The sequence below is a fragment of the Candidatus Epulonipiscium viviparus genome (assembly GCF_030708075.1).
Taxonomy (GTDB): Bacteria; Bacillota; Clostridia; order Lachnospirales; family Cellulosilyticaceae; genus Epulonipiscioides; species Epulonipiscioides viviparus.
Genome location: NZ_CP117982.1, coordinates 181,959 through 203,143, shown reverse-complemented (window position 1 = coordinate 203,143; position 21,185 = coordinate 181,959). Strand labels below are relative to the sequence as shown.

Annotated in this window: 20 protein-coding genes; 1 reads left to right on the top strand and 19 read right to left on the bottom strand. The window is 37.1% G+C overall.

What is annotated here, in order from left to right; all coding sequences use genetic code 11:
* Positions 1 to 10: 10 nt before the first annotated feature.
* The 15 genes from PCY70_RS00585 to PCY70_RS00515 all read right to left on the bottom strand — a co-directional run bounded on the left by PCY70_RS00585 (position 11) and on the right by PCY70_RS00515 (position 17,130).
* On the bottom strand, positions 11 to 2,440 hold the full coding sequence (locus tag PCY70_RS00585; protein WP_305768033.1) for a leucine-rich repeat protein: 2,430 nt from the start codon (positions 2,438 to 2,440) through the stop codon (positions 11 to 13).
* A 48-nt stretch (positions 2,441 to 2,488) separates the two neighbouring features.
* A complete protein-coding gene (locus PCY70_RS00580; RefSeq protein ID WP_305768032.1) occupies positions 2,489 to 4,483 on the bottom strand; it encodes a leucine-rich repeat domain-containing protein in 1,995 nt (664 codons plus the stop codon).
* Between the two features lie 10 nt (positions 4,484 to 4,493).
* The gene (locus PCY70_RS00575) at positions 4,494 to 6,503 is read right to left on the bottom strand and encodes an S-layer homology domain-containing protein (protein ID WP_305768031.1); all 2,010 of its coding nucleotides are present in this window, start codon (positions 6,501 to 6,503) and stop codon (positions 4,494 to 4,496) included.
* 55 nt (positions 6,504 to 6,558) lie between these two features.
* On the bottom strand, positions 6,559 to 7,269 hold the full coding sequence (locus tag PCY70_RS00570; RefSeq protein WP_010168730.1) for a PP2C family protein-serine/threonine phosphatase: 711 nt from the start codon (positions 7,267 to 7,269) through the stop codon (positions 6,559 to 6,561).
* Positions 7,270 to 7,294: 25 nt separating this feature from the next.
* Positions 7,295 to 8,515, bottom strand: a complete 1,221-nt coding sequence (locus PCY70_RS00565) for an FHA domain-containing protein (RefSeq protein ID WP_305768030.1) — start codon at positions 8,513 to 8,515, stop codon at positions 7,295 to 7,297.
* A gap of 191 nt (positions 8,516 to 8,706) precedes the next feature.
* Complete coding sequence (locus tag PCY70_RS00560; RefSeq protein ID WP_305768029.1) at positions 8,707 to 8,994, bottom strand: WXG100 family type VII secretion target; 288 nt, start codon at positions 8,992 to 8,994, stop codon at positions 8,707 to 8,709.
* A 57-nt stretch (positions 8,995 to 9,051) separates the two neighbouring features.
* Positions 9,052 to 9,354 (bottom strand): WXG100 family type VII secretion target, encoded by a 303-nt coding sequence (locus tag PCY70_RS00555; protein ID WP_305768027.1) that lies wholly within the window; start codon positions 9,352 to 9,354, stop codon positions 9,052 to 9,054.
* Positions 9,355 to 9,460: 106 nt separating this feature from the next.
* Positions 9,461 to 9,748: a WXG100 family type VII secretion target gene (locus tag PCY70_RS00550; RefSeq protein WP_305768028.1), complete on the bottom strand. Its 288-nt coding sequence runs from the start codon at positions 9,746 to 9,748 to the stop codon at positions 9,461 to 9,463.
* A 57-nt stretch (positions 9,749 to 9,805) separates the two neighbouring features.
* Positions 9,806 to 10,108 carry a WXG100 family type VII secretion target gene (locus PCY70_RS00545; protein ID WP_305768027.1) on the bottom strand — a complete coding sequence of 101 codons (303 nt, stop codon included), beginning with the start codon at positions 10,106 to 10,108 and terminating at the stop codon, positions 9,806 to 9,808.
* A 27-nt stretch (positions 10,109 to 10,135) separates the two neighbouring features.
* Positions 10,136 to 10,438 carry a WXG100 family type VII secretion target gene (locus tag PCY70_RS00540; RefSeq protein WP_010165719.1) on the bottom strand — a complete coding sequence of 101 codons (303 nt, stop codon included), beginning with the start codon at positions 10,436 to 10,438 and terminating at the stop codon, positions 10,136 to 10,138.
* A 39-nt stretch (positions 10,439 to 10,477) separates the two neighbouring features.
* Positions 10,478 to 10,774, bottom strand: a complete 297-nt coding sequence (locus PCY70_RS00535) for a hypothetical protein (RefSeq protein WP_305768026.1) — start codon at positions 10,772 to 10,774, stop codon at positions 10,478 to 10,480.
* Positions 10,775 to 11,059, bottom strand: a complete 285-nt coding sequence (locus PCY70_RS00530) for a hypothetical protein (protein WP_305768025.1) — start codon at positions 11,057 to 11,059, stop codon at positions 10,775 to 10,777. It lies immediately after the preceding gene.
* A 9-nt stretch (positions 11,060 to 11,068) separates the two neighbouring features.
* Positions 11,069 to 11,323 (bottom strand): EsaB/YukD family protein, encoded by a 255-nt coding sequence (locus PCY70_RS00525; RefSeq protein ID WP_010165716.1) that lies wholly within the window; start codon positions 11,321 to 11,323, stop codon positions 11,069 to 11,071.
* A 55-nt stretch (positions 11,324 to 11,378) separates the two neighbouring features.
* Positions 11,379 to 15,851 carry a type VII secretion protein EssC gene (essC, locus tag PCY70_RS00520; protein WP_305768024.1) on the bottom strand — a complete coding sequence of 1,491 codons (4,473 nt, stop codon included), beginning with the start codon at positions 15,849 to 15,851 and terminating at the stop codon, positions 11,379 to 11,381.
* A 166-nt stretch (positions 15,852 to 16,017) separates the two neighbouring features.
* Positions 16,018 to 17,130 (bottom strand): hypothetical protein, encoded by a 1,113-nt coding sequence (locus PCY70_RS00515; protein ID WP_010165714.1) that lies wholly within the window; start codon positions 17,128 to 17,130, stop codon positions 16,018 to 16,020.
* Between the two features lie 184 nt (positions 17,131 to 17,314).
* Here PCY70_RS00515 and PCY70_RS00510 point away from each other — a divergent pair, with 184 nt between their 5' ends.
* Entirely contained in the window at positions 17,315 to 18,664 is a 1,350-nt protein-coding gene (locus PCY70_RS00510; RefSeq protein WP_305768023.1) for a hypothetical protein, read from the top strand.
* Between the two features lie 155 nt (positions 18,665 to 18,819).
* Here PCY70_RS00510 and PCY70_RS00505 read toward each other — a convergent pair whose 3' ends face one another.
* The 4 genes from PCY70_RS00505 to PCY70_RS00490 form a co-directional block, all read right to left on the bottom strand.
* Complete coding sequence (locus tag PCY70_RS00505) at positions 18,820 to 19,050, bottom strand: hypothetical protein (protein WP_305768022.1); 231 nt, start codon at positions 19,048 to 19,050, stop codon at positions 18,820 to 18,822.
* 1 nt (position 19,051) lies between these two features.
* On the bottom strand, positions 19,052 to 19,195 hold the full coding sequence (locus tag PCY70_RS00500) for a hypothetical protein (RefSeq protein WP_305768021.1): 144 nt from the start codon (positions 19,193 to 19,195) through the stop codon (positions 19,052 to 19,054).
* A 112-nt stretch (positions 19,196 to 19,307) separates the two neighbouring features.
* Positions 19,308 to 19,595: a hypothetical protein gene (locus PCY70_RS00495; RefSeq protein ID WP_305768020.1), complete on the bottom strand. Its 288-nt coding sequence runs from the start codon at positions 19,593 to 19,595 to the stop codon at positions 19,308 to 19,310.
* Between the two features lie 48 nt (positions 19,596 to 19,643).
* Complete coding sequence (locus PCY70_RS00490; RefSeq protein WP_330697033.1) at positions 19,644 to 21,065, bottom strand: alanine/glycine:cation symporter family protein; 1,422 nt, start codon at positions 21,063 to 21,065, stop codon at positions 19,644 to 19,646.
* Between the last annotated feature and the right edge of the window lie 120 nt (positions 21,066 to 21,185).

Genomic DNA, 21,185 nt, shown 5'->3' with positions numbered 1-21,185 from the left:
CTCCTTCTATCTATTCTAATCTGTCAAACAATTTCTTTAAAATTACAGCAGCTTCTCCTCGTGTTACTGTTGCAGTGGGCATAAAATTTGCCGAATTATATCTCATTACCAAATCCTCCCGTGTGGCAAAAGCGATGTCTTCGTGTGCCCAAACTATTGATGCTGCATCTGCATATTCAGATAAATATTTATTAATGTTATCAACTTCTATGTAGTCTTTATCTAATTGTAACACTCTAGCGACAACAGACATAAATTCTTCTTGTGTTATAGGGTCGTTTCCTCGAAATTTGTTGTCCTCGCCTATCATAATTCCAATATTGTGAGCCGACCCAGCGGCCGCAACATACCAGTCATCTTCGGCAACGTCATCATACCAAGCATTTGCATTTGAATCATATGCATATAAAACTTTAACTAACATAGTGGCAACTTCCGCTCTCGAAATCGGCGCATCGGGCTCAAATACATTTAAGATTGTATCGTTAATTACCGTACCATCTCGACCCGTAATGATGCCTTTTGCTGCGAGAAAATTAATTGATTCTTGCATTTGCGCACTGGTTCTATCGATATCGGAAAAATATTTTTGATTATTAATCACAGTATATACACCGTTATCAACTGTAGTTTTGGCTTCTAACTTGTTTGTTGCTGGATTATATTTGCCGCCAATAATGGTACCATTTTCAGACAGAGTCTGGTACTTAAAGTCTTCGTCAGGCACAGTAATAGCAACGGTCAGCGGGGTACCTCCTCCTGTATAAGAGATACGATACCCATCATCCACATTTGTTGCAATCTCAATTGCAGCTTCTCCGACAACTTTATCTAAATCAATGGCAACTTCCAAATTTCCAGTAGAAATCCATAATTTGTCAAATTTAGACATAGCCACATTGGGATCGATATTTATTATCGTATTTGGTTTAGTATAAATTCTGATTTCATGCTCTAACTTACGTGTTAGCATCATCCCCGAGTTATTGATAAACAAAAAGAGATCGTTAGCTAGGTCAATAGCAGTTTGCTCAAATTCCAAAAGTGTATCATAGTTTATGGCTAAAATTCCGTTATCATATGGTGCGATATACACACTAGCAACATGGGCAATCATCGCCTCTGCAAACTGAGCGACCGCATCCACACTATTGGCATCGGACCTTTGCTCACCAGATAACTGCATGATTGCATTGCCCAACACCGAGATTGCGTCCATTTTAGTATTGATATGCGCGATTTTATCATAAGGCAACGACGGCATTGTGACATCGGCATTACAAATTACTTCTATATTTGCTGCAACATTAATTTGCAATGAATCCCAATACACGTAGCTGCCGTTGTAATAAATCATTTCTAGTTTATTACAATAACTAAATGCATCCGGAGCAATCTCGCTAACATTGCCTTTTATTACAATGGTATCTAAGTTGTCGCATCCGCCAAATAACAAATTACCTAGCTTCTCCACCTTTTCTGGAATATTGATTCTAGTAATGTTATCGCATCCGAAAAAGGCCCGATCGCCAAGTTCCAATAACTCATCTGGTAGATCGATATTTTTGAGACTAACGCATCCCCAAAATGCTTTTTGACCAATATATTGAACGCTGTCTGGAATGTAGACCAAAGCTAGACTACTACAATTTTCAAACAATCCATCTGGTATAGAATTTACAGTATTTGGCAAATAGGCAGCGCGCAAATTGTTGCAATCATAAAACGCTTCTGAAGCTATCTCGATCACTGCAATTCCATCAATGGCGCTCGGAATGTTGGCCACACGAACTGTTTTCTCTACTTCAGTTATAGTACCTTTGTTTCTGTCAAACTTAACTAGTCCGCCCTCTATTCCAGGAACACTAATCCAGGTTTCTGCTAAATTGACAATAGTATTCTCAGGTATAGAAATGCGCATTGCGTTCCAACCATTAGAATCGCCACCATAATAAACAGTGGCCAACTTCTCGCACCCTGCAAAAAGATCTGGTCCCACAAAAGAAAGACTACTAGGAATGCTGATAGATTGTAAATTTTCACACAAGAAAAATGCGGCGGCGTTCACAGAATGGATGCCTTCTGGAATATTTATGTTTACTAAATTAACGCAGGCCTGAAAAGCTCTCTCTCCAATTACCTCAATCGTATTGGGTAAAGATAAGCTTGTTAAATTGGTACACCATCCAAATGCAGATGGACCAATGGCTTTTACCGCAGCTCCGTTAATCTCAAAAGGAATGTGCGCAACTGTTACCGACTCTTCTACTGCTACGATTTCGCCAGTTGCAGCATCAAATTTAACTCGCCCTTCCAATATCCCCTCTACCTCTATCCAATCCAGATCTTCCCTAATAACTGCAGCAGATGCTTGGGCACAGACCACAACAGGTGACATTAATACGGCAGTAACGATCAAAAAACTAATTTTCTTTATCATTGCATTGTCTCCTAAATAAATCGAGATGAAAATCCCTGTTCATAATTTTTAATTTCCAATCCTGTCAAATAGTAATTTCAAAGCTATAGCAAGTTCACCTCTGGTTACCGGTTCATTTGGAGCAAAATTACCATCAATTCTTATCGGTATCAAATCTTCTCTTGTTGCTAATGCGACTAGCTCGGCTGCCCAGTCTGGAATAGCTGCCATATCGGCGTAATCTACCAAATAGTTGGCTGGATATAGTGGTAGTAAATACTTCTGCTCATCTAATAAAGCTTGCGTGATTGTCGCAACCATATCTATGCGCAACAGTGGATCTGCAGACTCCAGCGCTGCCGCTGCAGAATATCCTATATTTTCCAGTATTGCTGCCAAGTCCTTTTTCAACACGATCTCGTTTGGTGCAAATTCTTCTTCTGCCACACCGTTCATAATGCCTTTTGCGGCAACCAACTCAATTGCTGTTCTCATTTGTTTTGTAGTTGTTGTCAAATCCTTAAATCTTGGCTTAGTTATTTCTACTGTATATGCTCCATTTTGTTTAGATGAAGCTTCAATTTTATTTGTTGCAGGATTGTATTTGCCGCCTTCATTAATTCCATCGCGAAGAATCGCCTGGTTTTGTGGATCATCTTCATCTGCCAATCTCAAGCCTATTTTTAACGGAATCGTCGGTGTGGATGTTACGATATAACTGGAATTATCATAATCCACGCCCTCATAGTCCACGTTGCTATTATCTTTTCGTGTCATAGATATTGTAACAGGAGTGTTTGGCAGATCCTCGATATCGACGATTATTTCTGCTTCTGTTGTTATAATTTTAATACTATTGATATTTAATTGTGTTAAAGAAGGGTCCAGCGTTACATTAGCTTTGTAGTTCCCTTTTGTCGCTACCGATACCGTCTTCTCTATTGGACGGTTCAGCTCGAGACCTTGTAAGGCAAAAACTGTTGGAAGCGCATCTGCTATAGTATTCGCATCATCGGCAAGGTGAGCGACAGTGCTAGAATCTATGGTTAATGTGTTTTGATGAATCCGCTTGTAACACATTTGTTCGATCGCTTCTTCGGCAAATTGTGTAAATACTTCTGTAATATATTCATCCACAAAATGGATAGTAGTCAACTCCGCCATTGCCGCTTCTAATACAACAATCAGATCATCTGCATCCTCTAAGTTATCCAAATTTTTGTACGACAAGTTTGGAAGTGGAGTTGGGGCGATGTCTGCCAAATAGTTTTGAAATTTTGCTGTTGCAACAGAGGTTGACACTACTGGAGTTTTGGCATTTTTTGGTATTTCGCTATCATAAACTATGCGAGCTCCTCCATTTTTTAGATTATTTAGTATTTCTAAAGTTTTGGCATCCCGTATATTTAATGGATTTCCAGACAAATTTACATAGTTTAGGTTTGTCAAATTTTCTAAGGCAGCGATATCTGATATTTGGTTGTTTGCTAAATTTAGCTCCTCTAAATTGGTGAGATTGGCTAGCGATGAAATGTTACTTATTTTATTGTTGCTTACGTTTAGTGATACAAGATTTTTTAGTTCGCTTAAAGATGTTATATCCGATATATTGTTGTTGTTAATATATAATGTTCTCAGTTTTGTTAGTGTAGCGAGAGGATATATATTAATCAGCTTATTGTCATTTAGATGTAGCTGCTCCAAATTTGTTAAATTTTGTATGTGCTCAATATTTGTTATACTATTTCGTGACGCACCCAATGTGGTGAGATTTTTCATAAATGCTACAATAGATAAATTGCTAAACTGATTATTTGAAATATCTAAATTTTTTAATCCTATCAAGCTTGCAATAGGTGCGCTGTTCACAAGTTGTTCGTCATATAAATTTAACGTTGATAAATCAGCAAGCTCATTTCTTTCGATTTGCCTATTGCCATTGCTATCCACTTGCTCTAAAATTGCCCTATGCAGATTTTCATCTGTAAAATTCACCGCATCTGTTGCAAATAAATGGGTCGAAGATATTATTATAGTTGCTGCTATGAGCCACTTGTGCTTCATTGTGTTTCACCTATCCTATTCTATCAAATAGTTTTTTGAGAATCATTGCAATTTCGCCTTTCGTCATTACTGATGAAGGCAAAAACATTCCATCGGTACGTCTCATAATCAAGTTTTCTCTCGTTGCAAAGGCAATATCTGCCGCTGCCCAGGCCGGTATATCTTTAGCGTCCACATATTGAGAAAGGTAATCTGTTATATTTGATGGCGTTGAATATCCCTTTTCCATTTGCAAAACACGTGCAATAACTGAAATGGCTTCATCTTTTAATACCAGTGAATTTGGCTTAAATGTATTGTCTTGGTATCCTTCCATGATTCCCTCATTTGTCGCCGAGCCCACTCCAGCATGAAACCAATCGGTTGGAAATACGTCGATATATCCTCCATCTGCTGTTAAATCATATGCATAGATAATTTTCACTAGCATAGTGGCGATTTCGGCCCTCGTTACAGCGTCATCTGGCCCAAATTCAGTAGCAGTGTTGCTATCCATAATTCCTTTGGAGACCAGCATTTTAATAGCTTCTTGCATCTGTACACTTTTGTTTGCAATGTCTGTAAAGTTTTGATAATTTTCTGCAACAATAAAGTCGCCTTCCAAATTAGATTGCATTTCTATTTTGTCTGTTGCAGGATTATATTTTCCGCCCACCAGTTCATTATTTCTAAATGCTGCCTGATAGTTTAAGTCACCAACTGTTTTTGGAAGCCCTATAGTTATAGGCTTTTCTGGCATTTTTGGACTATAACTAATAGCATAGCTAGTATTATTATAGTTTGTACTATCTCCTTGCACTCCCGAACCTTTTTGTTCTAATGTTATTTTGAGTGGCTCGGTCCAATTTTCTTTTTTAAAGTCATCCATATTAAGTTCTAGATCCACATCCTTGGTTTCAACTCTAAGGTTATCGATCCCTTGCGATTGTGCGAGAGACGTATCCAATGTTATAACTGTCGTTAAATCTTCTATTGCAGTCAGCAATACATTCCGATCCAATTCGCGGTTTAATTCGATTCCTCCATTTGCTATAGTATCTTCTAGCGCTGCAGCTGTCTGATTCGCTTCAGCTTCTAAGTCCACTACCAAATCATAGTTTATCAACTCATTGCGATTGATTGACTTGCTGGCAACTTGAATTACGGCTTCTTCTGCGTATGTAGCGACCATCTCTGTAACCTGCCTATCTTCTTTTTGAACAGCAGATAAATTATCTACTATGTCTTCCATCACCGAAACTGCCTGGTCACGATTTTCTATGTGGTCTAATTGGTTATATGGCAAATCTATATTATCCATAGGAATTTCTACCACAAATTCATCTTTACTATCGGGTTTAGGTGTCACAGTGTATACATTAATACCAGTATTTATTAATGCTATCTCATCTGCTAATGTAATTTTATCATCGTCCAAATACAATCTTTTTAAACCCGTCAAATTTGATAAAGACATATAATCTGATACTGGATTATTCTTTATGTTTATAATAGTAAGTTCTGTTAGATTGCTTATGGGATAGACAAGAGAAATGTTGTTGTCTTCTAGAAGTAAATTTTTTAAACCGGTTAAATTTGAGAGTGGTCTGAGATCGCTAATATTGTTGTTACTCAAATTGAGATAAGTTAAATTGGTTAAATTTCTCAGTGGTGATATATTAGTTATACCAGGTTTCGTTGAAGATTTTGTATCATTTTTCAAATCTAAATACGTGAGATTAGATAAGCTTGCTAGGGCGCTTATATCAGTTATGCTATGTCTCTGAGTGACAATACTGGTTAAATTAGGAAAATGTTTGAGTGGTCTAATGTCTGTAACGTATAGATTATCTAGTTGTAGTTTATTCAAATTTAGCGCTTCGACTTGTTCTATATATCCGTTATGATTTTTATCCGCATTTTGTAAAAGTTCTTCTAAAAGGTATGGGTCATCGATTTCTATGAATGTGTTTGTAGCTTGTATAGATAATGGTTGTAACAATATTGCGACAGTTAATAAAAAACTAATTTTTTTGATCATAAGTTATAGAGCAACCCCACTCAAGAGTTGCTCCCTCCTCTCTTTTTATTTTTTATTACATAAATTTAATAATTGCTGTAGATATATCATCACTACAGTATGTTCCCTTAACTTGAGTAAATAGATTATTCATATAATTAATTAGCTGATACGTATTAATTACCCATCTTTGATTTCTCACTAATCGATTTAGGTCAACCCATTTATAAAATCCATCAGTGCATACAAAAAACATATCTCGTCTTTTAACGTCTCCGTGTGCGTTAAAAATCTCAATATCCGTATTATGCCCAATACATTGAGCAAGTAAGGTCTTTCCATCACGTATAATGCAGTGATCTCGTGTTATAATAGATAGGCCCATACTCCCTAGCTTATATATACGGCTGTCTCCAACATGTGCGACTGTATATTTATTATCTATGGTTAATAACAATGAAACAGTTGCTCCAGTTACAATATTTTGCATTGAGGCTGTATATATAATATAATTATTAATCGTAATTAACAAATCGTTTATCTGCTCGGTAATAGTTTCTATAGTATCTTGCCTCTGTATACTCTGAATAAGACCATCTTCTGCCCAACCTCTGACACTTCTTGTTATTGTATGAGCAGCCAATCCACCTTTCTTAAAGCTACCAATGCCATCGCTAACAACAGCCAGACAAACTTTGTGCCGACCAACTTTCATCTTTTTTACATATAAACTATCTTGATTTACAGATCTGTTTGTTCCTACGTCACTTCGTCCGCTTATTATCATGTTTTCCCTCCCACTTTCATATTTACTAAAACATAAGCATAGTTTCGTCACCACTATCTTCGTCGGTTGTAAACCAATACTCTATTCCTTGTTTAGAAAACGAAATTTTGTCATTATAATTTAATTGATATTGAATATTACGCTTTAATCTTTCATCATTTAAAAATGTTCCATTGGATGAATTAAAATCTACTAAATAATATACGTCATTTTCTCTAACTATAGTTGCATGTTTTCGACTAATAGATTTAATGCTAACATCAAATTCGTAATCTGATTCTTTCGGCTTGTTACCTTTGTCTTGTCGACCCAAACTAAATTTATTATTAATTAAAACAAGTGGTATTTGATACTCCAATCGCGGAAAATTCACATTTGGTGCCACGAGTGTTAGCATGGCATCACTTTGCATGTTATTAAAATTGTCAGGCAATTTTTGAGGACGCGATATTTTGTTCATAGCAGATTGTGGGTTTTGACCATCATCATATAAATATATTTCACCAGAATTTTTCTTATTCTTTTTTCCAAACATTTTAAAGAAACCTTTGCTTTTTTCTTCTTGTTGCCTTGGCTCAGGAGGCATCACAAACTCTTGCATAGAAGGCATTGGAGGTGGCGGTGGAGTCTGCTGCTGCGACGTCACTGGCTGCGGTGGAGGTGGCTGCTGAATACCTAAATTATGTATAGATTGTTCCGAAGGATCTCTGAGTGGTATTTCGATTGTATCTAATAAATTTTTAAAACTTTGAAAACTAAATTGATCTCCTGAAAAATATCTATAAAATTTCATTAAATCAAGATTGGACACATCTTGGCAATTGTTTAATAATTGTAATAACATTTTTTTGGTAACAGATACATCTTGGGTATATTCTCTTACTGGTGCGTATATAAATTTTACTGTTTGAGACGGCCAATCTACAAAAATGTAATTAGTATTTTGACAAAAGTTTGTATTATTAAAGCACCAGTCACCACATTGAATGAGACTTTCTATAATACTTTTATACACTCTAAACAGTTCAGTTGCACTAAATTCTTTTGATAATTTTTCCAAAGACATTCTTTCGTCTATATTATAAGACAAAATCACTTCCCCATTAATATTATCTATTACATATGGCACCAAAAAGGGGGGTCTATCACCATTTAGAGCTCTATATGCCATTGTATCTAAGGTCATATCAGAAGATATAGTAACAGTTACTGTATTTTGTGATTTTCCAAATATCGAACTGTTCATAATTCACCTCTCTTTTAATTTTAAATAAATCTCTAGTATTTTTTATAATACATTAATATTATTTATAATTTCATAAAAATATAACCTCCTATTTTAGGAATAGAAGGTCACGTAGTTTTTTACATGGAGTTTAGTTTACATTGATGTATTAATAACTTTGAATTCTTCGTATAGTATATTATTCACACTTTTTACACAAAGCTTGAGCCAATTTCTGTATCGCTACGTCTAAACTCTTCTGCTGTCATATGCATAAGCTCGATATATCCATCCAATGTTGTTCTAAATTCTTTAAACGTAGGTTCCATGTCTTCAAAAATTCTTAGGAAAGCCACTTGCGCATCGCCTTGCCACATTGGACTCAACCGGTATACTAGTTGCCGGATTTTTTCGATTGCTTCTCCGTGTTCTGCGACAAGAGCAGTTGCTTCTAATTCTTTGCTCATTAAAACGTCTGCTGTTACTTTAATTACTGCCATAATAGATCCTCCTTATTTTTATGATCTCTCAAAAGTCTGTATACTTTCGATCTGATTCTATACATTGTAACTGTTAATTCTACTACTTAAATCTTGATCAGTGAATTCTAGGCCGTCTGCTGCCCTCTCCATCATTTTAGCATATTTTTCTATTTCCTCAGAAAAAGTTACAAATTTAGATTGAACGTTATTAAATTTTGCTTCGAAAGCCCGCTGAGCTTCACCTTCCCAGATTTCGTTTAATCCCCGGATCAATGCTGCAATATCAGCTAATACGGTATCATTGTCTGTTCTATATGTCCGCACGTCCTTTGCTCTTTCTCTTAATTCGCTAGGTGTTACTTGAATTAAATCTGCCATTATAATTCCTCCTATATAAAATTTTTACGAAAAGCTTGAACCAATTTCTGTATCGCTGCGTCTAAACTCTTCTGCCGTCTATGCATAAGCTCGATATATCAAATTTTTACACAAAGCTTGAGCCAATTTCTGTATCGCTACGTCTAAACTCTTCTGCTGTCATATGCATAAGCTCGATATATCCATCCAATGTTTCTCTAAATTCTCTAAACGTAGGTTCCATGTCTTCAAAAATTCTTAGGAAAGCCACTTGCGCATCGCCTTGCCACATTGGACTCAATTGGTGTACTAGTTGCCGGATTTTTTCGATTGCTTCTCCGTGTTCTGCGACAAGAGCAGTTGCTTCTAATTCTTTGTTCATTAAAACGTCTGCTGTTACTTTAATTACTGCCATAATAAATCCTCCTTATTTTTATGATCTCTCAAAAGTCTGTATACTTTCGATCTGATTCTATACATTGTAACTGTTAATTCTACTACTTAAATCTTGATCAGTGAATTCTAGGCCGTCTGCTGCCCTCTCCATCATTTTAGCATATTTTTCTATTTCCTCAGAAAAAGTTACAAATTTAGATTGAACGTTATTAAATTTTGCTTCGAAAGCCCGCTGAGCTTCACCTTCCCAGATTTCGTTTAATCCCCGGATCAATGCTGCAATATCAGCTAATACGGTATCATTGTCTGTTCTATATGTCCGCACGTCCTTTGCTCTTTCTCTTAGTTCGCTAGGTGTTACTTGAATTAAATCTGCCATTATAATTCCTCCTTGTAAAAACCTTACTTAAATATTAAAGCTGTTAATAGCGCTACTTATTCGAATATCTGTTTGTTCTAATCCGTCTGCGGTCATGTCCATCATTTTTGCGTATGCTTCTATCTTATCAGAAAATTCATTAAATTTTGATTGTAAAGTCGATAATTTTGCCTCATATGCCCGTTGCGCTTCACCTTCCCAAATATCGTTTAAACTTCTAATTAATATGGAAATATCTGTCATCACTTCGTCGTTTTGACTTCGATATTGTCGTACATCTCGTGCGCGATTTCGAAGTTCTTCTGGCGTCACTTGAATTAAATTTGCCATTATTCAATCCCTCCTTTTCCTGGATGTATAAATTTTTTATCATTTTGCCAATTCTTTAGATTTTTGAGCTATCTCTCGTTCTATTTGCGAAAACTCCTCTATAGTTTTTCCTAACACATCAACAAGATTTAATAAATTATCATGTAATTTTTGAAACTTTGCTTGCAGTTGCGCCAGTTTATAATCAATGTTTTCTCGTGCCATCACCTTATTATCTAGTGTATGACTAACGTAGGATATGTTTTGGCAGACTATTCCTAGTTCATCAACTTGTCGTGCTAATCTCTTCTTAAGCTTCGATATATGACCAAAGTCTACTTTAATTGTGGAATGCAATTATCTGTCCTCCTTTTCATGTCTTTCTTCCATTTCACGTATTTCCTCAGCTCTGATTTTGTCTGTTACTCGTTCAATTGTAGTAATAACTTGTTCCATTTCATCAATTAAACTTATAACTGCTTCTTTCTGCTTCGATAATGCGTTTTTCCAGGCTGTCGCACTCTTCCCTTCCCATTCTTTACCAGCATCTGTTTCTAACATATTCAAAAAATTTTGCACTAAAGAAACATCACTTACACAATTTTTAAGCTGATTGACTTGTTTGGTCGTATTAGTCATCACACTTGCCTCCTATCCTAATATGCAAAACAATACACTGCCATCCCATATGCCACGAGAAGCCAAAGTATCAGTCGCAATTAAAGGGGTTCCTGCATGAGTTGCTGTAAGCCTTGTGAAAGGAGCATATTTTCGCGATTCGTTTTCTCGCAAACATTCCAATATTTTTTGACTCAATGTCCCCCAAGACATAAATGTAGGTAATTCCATATCTATTTCTTGAAATTCAAACTTCAAAGTTACTATCACTTCTTCACAGGGTTTCATTTTTCACCTCATAATTTACTTATATTCTTATTGTATTTTTAATTTAATTCTTCTATCATATAGATACCAATTTGATTTTTTCGACTTCATCTCCTAATACCACATACGCATCTTCAGCGGCTAAATCTACCTTGACTTCAGTATACGGCAAATTGAGCTTAAATACATTATGATCACTTGCACAACCGTTATATATCAATGCGCAACGTTTATTTACCATGGCACTAGTAAATACATCTCCTGCAGTAGCTAATTTTACTATCGACGCGGCCAATCCTTGCAATAACACTATAACATTTAGGCTTTCTCCTAAATTAGCGATCGCAAATAATCTCTTCATTGTTTCATCGGTGGCTTTATCAAAACAATTTTCTAAATCATAAATCGCTAAAAACATATATGGATATTGTTTTTCGTCAAGCGGACCGTTGGCGATGGCCATTTTACGTTCTTGCAAACGCGGCATCCAATTTGCTATTGCTATGTCAAAATCTTCACTGGCTGTAATAGTACTTTCAATATTAATTGTATTATCGCCATAAATTAAATATTCTTCATAATCTACTTTTTTTGCAATTTGACTATAAATTAATTCGAACAGTTCGGGCGCTTTTTTCTTAGTAGAAATTGTAAAAAATTGTTTTGATTTTATGTCCACTTCAACTTTGCTGTAATCTGAGTAAGTTAGGCCCAAAAATAGCTTATCAGTAGGGTAATCTACTAAAGTCACAATATCTGGCATCGTAGGGATAATTGCCGGGCGAGCTCCATCCCAGCTTTGATCCATTTGTGCCGCCAATGCTTTAATACCTGTCGCACGTTTGCTTTCCGCTTCATCTTCAAATGGCAATGCGATCTGGAACTCTAGAGGAGGTTTGGCTTTTATTAATCCGCGTCCCGGAGTATTTTCTGGTTCTACACCTTCTGTACGTCCCACAATTGTTGTATATTCTCCTCTATCAGGCATTATTAGACACAGAGTCTGAACAATGTTTTGGCTAATACGATAGCTAATGGCATTCATATTGCCTCCTGTTATAATTACGTATATTCCATAGCTACTACCTTCGCGAGTTAACAACCCAAACATATCTGATAAATCTGGGTATGTACTTAAAACTGGTGCAAAGTTATCCAATAATAATACCACTTCTTCTATATCAGTTCCTACGGCTTCTCTATAAGATGCTATACTGAGAATTGATTGTGCTGCAAATAGCTTTTTACGCTCCTTTAACATCTTTAACAGCATCTCAGATAGCTTCATGATTTTTTCGGATTCATCTCCAAGAGCAATGCCGCCTACATGTGGAAACTGCTTAAACATTCCCAAACTTCCTCCACCAAAATCCATGATATAAATTTGTACATCTTTTGGACTATAAGATAAGACAATCGACATAATAAGTGTTTGAATCAATGTAGTCTTTCCGCTTCCAGGTGACCCATATATAACCGCGTGACCTTGCTCTGTTAAATTTAATACAAGAGGATACTGCGACTGATTTCGAGGATCATCTACCATGCCAATAATCGGTTTAAGCCCACCTTCATATTTTGGCCAACCACCATTAAATGAATGTTTAATCAGAGGCTTCAGATAAATTGTAAATGGCATTTTTTCGGTCCATACTTGTGTTGCAAATGGAATGTTTTTCGCAATAGTATATTCTCGCAAATAATCAACTACTGCATCTATTTCGGTTTTGGTTGCTTTAACTTTTTTCTTGTGGACTATCACTTTAGTGCGCTGTCCAATATTATCAATTAGCGAAACATCTGTCTTCATCTGTGGTGTTAAGCTTCTATTTGGATTATATGGTGCTCCACTCCAAAAAGATTGCGTTTGTTCAAAAATTTCGTCTTCTCCAACCTTCACATACGCTCTACCAGGTTTTGTAATCTTTGCGGCATCAGGTCTCTTAATCATATCGTTACTGTCTCCAGAACTGGCTACTTTTAGGCACCATCTAAATCTAGTATTAGAGTTCATTTTGTCGGTTACAACGTTTCCAGGTTTTTGAGTCAGTAAGATTATATGAACCCCTAGCGTACGCCCAATTCCAAATACACTGTCAATAACACGCATAAAATCTGGAAACTGCATCTTAAATTCTGCAAACTCATCGATAATAATAAACATATATGGTAACGGCTCGGTTACTTTTCCTTCTCGATAGGCATTCAGATACTGCGTAATATTTTGCACATCGCAGGCATTAAACAATTGCTGCCTTCTGCTAAGTTCTCGCTCCAAAGCAATCAAATTACGTCCAATGTTTTTGTCGATATTAGAAATGGTGCCTGCCAAATGAGGAATATTCTTAAATGGTAAGATTAGTCCTGTACCTTTAAAATCTATAAGCACAAAGTTTATACTGCTAGGCGAAAAATAAGTTGCCATAGACAATATCCAGGTTTGGACCATTTCTGATTTTCCAGAGCCTGTCATCCCAGCAACAAGTCCATGAGGGCCACTCTTTTTCTCATGAATATCAAATTCAAACCATTCGCCATTGACCCCAATCCCTACAGGTACGCTCATTGATTTTTCTGGCATTCCAGATGCCCACAATTTTTCTATTGGCAATTCTTCGGCTTTTTGAACTCCGTAACCTTCAAGATATGTAATTCCGTCTGGAAGCTTTAGTGTATCTTCGCTAGTTTCAAATCTCAGTGGTGCGATGCTTCTTGCAAAATCCTCAAACTTTGCGGTTGTTTCTAGTGTAAACTCTTTCATTTCCGCAATGTTCGTCTTTGTGTAGAAGATAGGCTTTCTATTAGAGAAATCTGCTATATAATGACAATCAGGAGGTAGCATATGAATTTCATTAAACAATAATAAACATTCAATATTGAGTTCGTTTTTCATGATAAATGGAAATATTGGATGATTAAGACAAAATTCTACCGATGCGCAAATAAATAAATAGTGTGGAATCTCTGTAATATCCTGAGCCTTTTTATCAAATGTACGCGAATTTGCTGCAACAACTGCATTGTTATACTGAGTGAGTTCTTCTTTGAGATCGTTTAAAATAATATTGGCATGTTGTTTATTAGTTACAAAATAACGTTTACTACGATTTTTATCAAATATATGCGGAAGCCACTTTGCAAACTCCCACTCATCTGCTTCGTTGGGATCGCTAATGATAACAATTTTTAAATCCAGATAGCTATGCGATGTTGCCGCTTGCATGATTAGATTTTTAGTCAGCTGTATTGATTTTATTCGATCCCCTATAATGCCACACGATCTATGTTTGCCCAAATGCATTAATATTGGACAGTGTTCATTTACCTCAAACTTATGGTCTAGCTCTTGCGCGCGTTTTAACAGAACATCTTCTTTAAGTAATATCGATTGCTTTGGAACTTTTACCTGGATATCTGCTGCAATTGTGCCTAGCCCCACAGATAAAGTCATGAAATCTTCATCATATTGTGCGCGATTCCAAAGTCGAGTATCACGTCTAAGGGCCAGCATAACGCATTCTGTAACAGATGGAAAAGTATTGGACAAAATTTCACGTTGGTCTTCTAATAATGATTCAATATAATCTACCTGCTCTGTAAGATATTCTTGATATTTATACTCTCGTAAATCCATCATTTTCTTGTATTGTTTCTTTTGTGCCCCATATCTTAAAAATCCCATAAGAACTGCAATTGTCGACATAGGTACGCTATAATATAGCATTGTCAGATTTCTGTTTTGTCCTTCTGGTATTGGTATCAAAAATACTATCCCCACCATTGCTAATATAGTAAGGGCTGGCCCTAACAATACAGTCAACCAATTGATTTCTGGAGTATTACTTAGCGGTGGCGGAGCTTGTATTTCTATTAATTTACGCTGAATTTGTCGTTTCAGTCTTGGTGAACGGTTTAATTTTAGTGGATACGGTTTATCTATATCGGTCACAAATCTCTGCTCTACAACTTGAGAATTATATTGCAGCATAACTGGGTCTTCGGTTATTAAAATCAACCCATTTTCGGTAATAATGATCTGGCAAAAAGCAAATTTTAGTACATCTGTTTTTTTGATAACTCCAGAAGACATTTTATAATCATTAATATATGTACCATTACTACTTTCTATATCTAAAAAACTCCATTCTCCTTTAGCATAATTCAATTCCACATGTGGATCTGAAACTAATTTATTTCTAATCATAAGATCAGTATGTTCGCTACGACCAATAAGCAATCTGCCAGAATCCGGAGTAGGTATATTGTAAACATTGTGCGAATTAAAAGCATATACAGTTATTGAAAGTTTCAACGTCGCTTCTATTGGTACAATTCCTCGAAGCGGCTCCACTTGTTTGTTACCCTTTCTAAGATCCTGCAAAATCCACTGCCCCTTACGTACACACACTGAATACTGAGAAGCCGCAATTCTTTTATGCATAACCTTGACATCTCCATCTATGGTAAACACAAGATATAACTTTTGTCTCCCCACAATTCTAATGTCTCTAATTTTTTGTCGCATAAAAATTCTTAAAATAAATTCCATTCTTTACCTCCCTATCTAAATAATTATTAAATGTTTTTACAATTTTTACCTCTTGGTATGCTCCATAATTTTATCTTTTATTCCAAAGATTGTCAATGAAAATTTAATCCATACATAAAAAAAAGATGCAACACGAAGTCACACCTTTTATTTTAAATATTATTACTTAAGAATAAGACTTTGGAGGAATACAAACACTAAGCGGCAAAATATTTTGCTCTAAAAGATCTCCTTCTACAAATGACAAGCAACTCTTAGTTTCAAGATTTCCTGCTACTGCAAATTTCGGCGGTACACAAAGTCCTTCGTGATTAAACTTGTATTGTACAAAATAAACTACTTTAAAGTAAAGTGTAAGACCAATCGCCAGATATTCATCATCTCCGCTAATAACTTTGGCAAGTCCCTGAGCTGAAATACCTTGGGTAAGGCCGTTGTTTGGTTCAAAAGTTTTGAAGGTATGGGTAGATGGAAGATATTTATATTGGTCAACACTGCCATCTCCTGATAATGGCATTACCCCATAATCTTGCACACAACCTTGGCAAAGATCTGATCCTACGAATCCTACATAATTTACGATCGGAACTAATTTATTACATCCTGCAGGATTTTCTGCCGCAAATGCAACTCCATACGGAGTATATAAATCAATTGCAACGTTTGCTGGATTAGTATCTTCGTCATAACCTGGGCAATTTTCACCTGGTAAATATCGTAGAGTCATCATTCCTTCTTTACATACTCTACAATTGTTATCAATTACTTTTACCGCTATCGTTACATCGATATCTCTTAATGTTACTCGAGAAATATTTGGGTTATTCTTCGCTGGCTTGATATCAGAAAATCGCGAACTCTTAGGGCAAACAAAATTAAAATCTATATCAACAACTTGGACTTGAAGATGGGTTGCTTTTTTGAGATCGTTTACTGTCAGTCCATCAAACAAAAGGTCTGTTGTTCGGCTCATAGGACCATCGCAGGCATTAACAAAGTCTGCTAACTTAATTGTACGGCAAAGATTAAAGCCGCTTTCATCATATACAGCTGGAGCCATCAAAGTTAATAATTTTGGCTCTCCAATTGGCGGGCAATACCCAGCATCTTCGATCGGTGACGCGATTCCGACTGTTGGGATTTCAGTAGCCAAAGGATGGCAAATATTACAGATTCCAGCGTTACTAAAGTGCTTGGTTTCACCATTTACTGTGTTAATATTATTAGTTATCACAGCTCTATTCAAATTGCTATTTACGTTATTACATCCACAACTCATAATTTATACCTCCTATTAATTATATCTACTTCCTTTTGTACGGGCAACCAACTCCCCGACAATGGATGTCTAATTATATAAATGTCACTCCCAATATCTAATATATGAGTGGGCAAGCTTAAGGGTTACAATTGTAGTATATTTTTTTTTATATTCAATATTATGTATAAAAGGAGATGATAGTATGGTTTTTTTATGCCAGTCCGAAAATTTATTTACTAAAATCGAAAAAAACAAGCAAAGTCTTGTGGCCCAAAGCTTTTGTGCAACAGGAATCAGTCGTCCAGTTACTTTACTCAGCAACATCACTGATGAGTTTTGCGCCACCATAGATACAAAGGGTTTAATCCACTTGATAGTAAAAAATTTGAAAGGGCAAATTATCTATATAATATATCAAAATAACCAACCAAAACGTGCACTATTATTTGAAGAGTCTGATGGACCTTTCACTTTTGAAAATTTTCAACTAATATATTTCAATAATATACTGCATCTTTTCTACACAGCGTATGACAACCTGTCAAATACCAATACTTTACTACGGCAAACACTTAATGGCTTGCAATCGGCGGTAGAATCCGTAATTACAAATTTTACCGCTCCTACTTTTATGTGTTTATCAAATAATGACCATATATATATATTATTCCAGGAAGAACAAAATGCTACCGAGATTCAATGTCTAACAATCGGTTTGGCAGAGCCAACATTGCAAACGATCGTTTCTGCCGCCATGCCAATACTACAATATGATGCTTGTATTATTGACGATCAGATACACGTACTATACCTACAAAATATGTATGGTCAGAATCAGTTGATATATAAAACTACAACATCAGAAGCGATAGTCGCAACAGTCGTACGATTTGAAGATGCAACGATGTTTAAATATATTGATTGTATCTGGGTTAATTTTGTCGATGGAAATATTTTATATACAGCTCTTTCTATAGATGGTGCGCAAACATTTAGTACTCCGGCAAAGAGCTCATTACAAAATGATATCGTATTCACAAAGTTTAGCGCGACGATTAAGAACTCTATTCAAGCAACTCATCTTTTTGCGCAAATCACAACCACGATACGGCTTGCTGTTATCTCTGCGATTGACACAATTGGAATCCATCCCGATTTGGAAGAGAACATAGAGCTCGACATGTTAATAGAAGGAATAAATATAAGATACCAACAACAGCTCATACTATTGCAACAACAAGTTCAACAATTAACTACGCAACTTCAAACGAAGAATTCGCAACCTCAGATGCATAACTCATATCAATCGCAAATGCAAGGGCCGCAACCTCAGATGCATAACTCATATCAATCGCAAATGCAAGGGCCGCAACCTCAGATGCATAACTCATATCAATCGCAAATGCCGGAGTCGCAACCTCAGATGCATAACTCATATCAATCGCAAATGCAAGGAGCCGCAACCTCAGATGCAAGGGCCTCAGTCAGGCATGCTAAAGAGCGCCCCCTTTGTGGCCAAAGAAGATCCTCCCGCTACTCATCAACCTCATGATCCTACTTACGGTGCGTATCCAAAATCCAAACCATTCAAAGAAGCGAAAGAGGCCTTTATGCAAAATATGGCTACTTTTGATGCGCCTATGTCTCCACCACCAATGTAACAATTTTTTCCATGTAAAATAGGAGAGAGAACAGAAACCGCGGTCGCTATTTCAAGGGCCGCAACCTTAGATGCATAACTCTCATATGCCGGAGCCGCAACCTCGCAAATGCCGGAGCCGCAACCTCAGATGCATAACTCATATCAATCGCAAATGCCGGAGCCGCAACCTCAGATGCATAACTCATATTAATCGTAGATGCCGGAGCCGCAACCTTAGATGCATAACTCATATCAAACGCAAATGCCGGAGCCGCAACCTCAGACGCATAACTCATATCAATCGCAAATGCAAGGAGCCGCAACCTCAGATGCATAACACATATCAATCGCAAATGCAAGGACCGCAACCTCAGATGCATAACTCATATCAATCGCAAATGCCGGAGCCGCAACCTCAGACGCATAACTCATATCAATCACAAATGCAAGGGCCGCAACCTCAGATGCAAGGGCCTCAGTCAGGCATGCTAAAGAGCGCCCCCTTTGTGGCCAAAGAAGATCCTCCCGCTACTCATCAACCTCATGATCCTACTTACGGTGCGTATCCAAAATCCAAACCATTCAAAGAAGCGAAAGAGGCCTTTATGCAAAATATGGCTACTTTTGATGCGCCTATGTCTCCACCACCAATGTAACAATTTTTTCCATGTAAAATAGGAGAGAGAACAGAAACCGCGGTCGCTATTTCAAGGGCCGCAACCTTAGATGCATAACTCATATCAATCACAAATGCAAGGGCCGCAACCTCAGATGCATAACTCATATCAATCGCAAATGCCGGAGCCGCAACTTCAGATGCTGGAAGAGCTGCCAATGTCAAAATAAAAATCTCTCCCATGCGAAATAGGAGAGATAACTGGAGCTTTTATTATGGATGTAACGATTTTTTATTTTTTGCCTTTGCAATGTAACTGTTGGTCTCGCTTGCTACAATTTTGGATAACGCAATCAGCGCGATAGTATTTGGAATCGCCATCAATCCGTTGAAAATGTCTGCAATGGTCCATACTGCTGCTACTGTTATGTATGGTCCAATAAATATCATTGCTATATATAACCATCTATAGCACTGAACGACTTTTGTGTTGCCATCGGTTAAATACTCAATACATTTTTCAGCGTAATAGTCCCAACCCAAAATGGTGGTGAAGGCAAAAAATATTAAGCAGCTCATTAATAGAAAAGAACTGACTGTTGATGAAAAAGGTAGCGCCTCGCTAAAAGCGTACATTGTGATTTCGGCCCCCTCAAGACCCAACTCCGGAAGCCACGCACCGGTCATAACAATGGCCAATCCTGTTATAGTACATATGATGATTGTATCGATGAAAGTTCCGGTCATTGTAACTAGACCTTGGCGAACTGGATCTTTTGTAGAAGCGGCGGCAGCGGCAATTGGCGCAGATCCCAAACCGGCCTCGTTTGAAAAAATTCCGCGTGCCACTCCTTTTTGAATGGCCGTTTTTATTGTGACCCCAATTACTCCTCCCATCACGGCCTGAGGATTGAACGCTCCCACCACTATGGCTGATAACGCGGAAGGAATTAAGTCGATGTTAAACGCAATAACGAAAATTCCCATAACCAGATAGACGATTGCCATAAAAGGAACAACAACTGCAGCGATTGTCGAAATACGTTTGATGCCTCCAATAATTACCAATGCTGCACATACGGTTACGACAAGCCCGACTACGATGGTAGTGGTAGTGATTGCGGTTTCTCCTATATGAAAAACTACACCCGCTTGTTGTGGATCGAAAAAGTTTTGCGCCGCGGAGGTTATGCCATTGATTTGAGTTATGGTTCCGATGCCTAGTAAGCCTGCAAGAGCTCCAAAAATCGCAAAGCATTTTGCTAGCCACTTAAACTTAACTCCCATCCCTTTTTCTATGTAATAAAATGGTCCACCCAAAACGCGATTGTCTTTTTTAATTTCACGATATTTTATAGCCAAAAAACCTTCGGCATATTTTGTAGCCATCCCAAAGAACGCAGCGACTTCCATCCAAAACAATGCTCCTGGTCCGCCCGCCGCAATGGCAGATGCGACTCCGATAATATTTCCTGTTCCTATCGTCGCTGAAAGTGCGGTACATAATGCGGCAAAAGAGGAGATCTCGCCAACGCCACCGTGCTCATTTTTTAACATATATTTTAATGCTTGCCCCAGTTGTGTAACTTGAATTCCTCGCAGTTTTATGGTTAAGCTGATTCCACAAAATAATATTAATATAATCAGTGGAACTCCCCATACAATATCATTAATTGATATCAAAAAATCTGTCATATTATATCCCTCCAACATTTTTTTGCGACACAAAAAAGATGCGTATTTATCATCTACCGCCATGAGATACGTTTTGGTTGTACGGAAGATTTAGCTTGCATCTTGTTTGTCACTATTGCT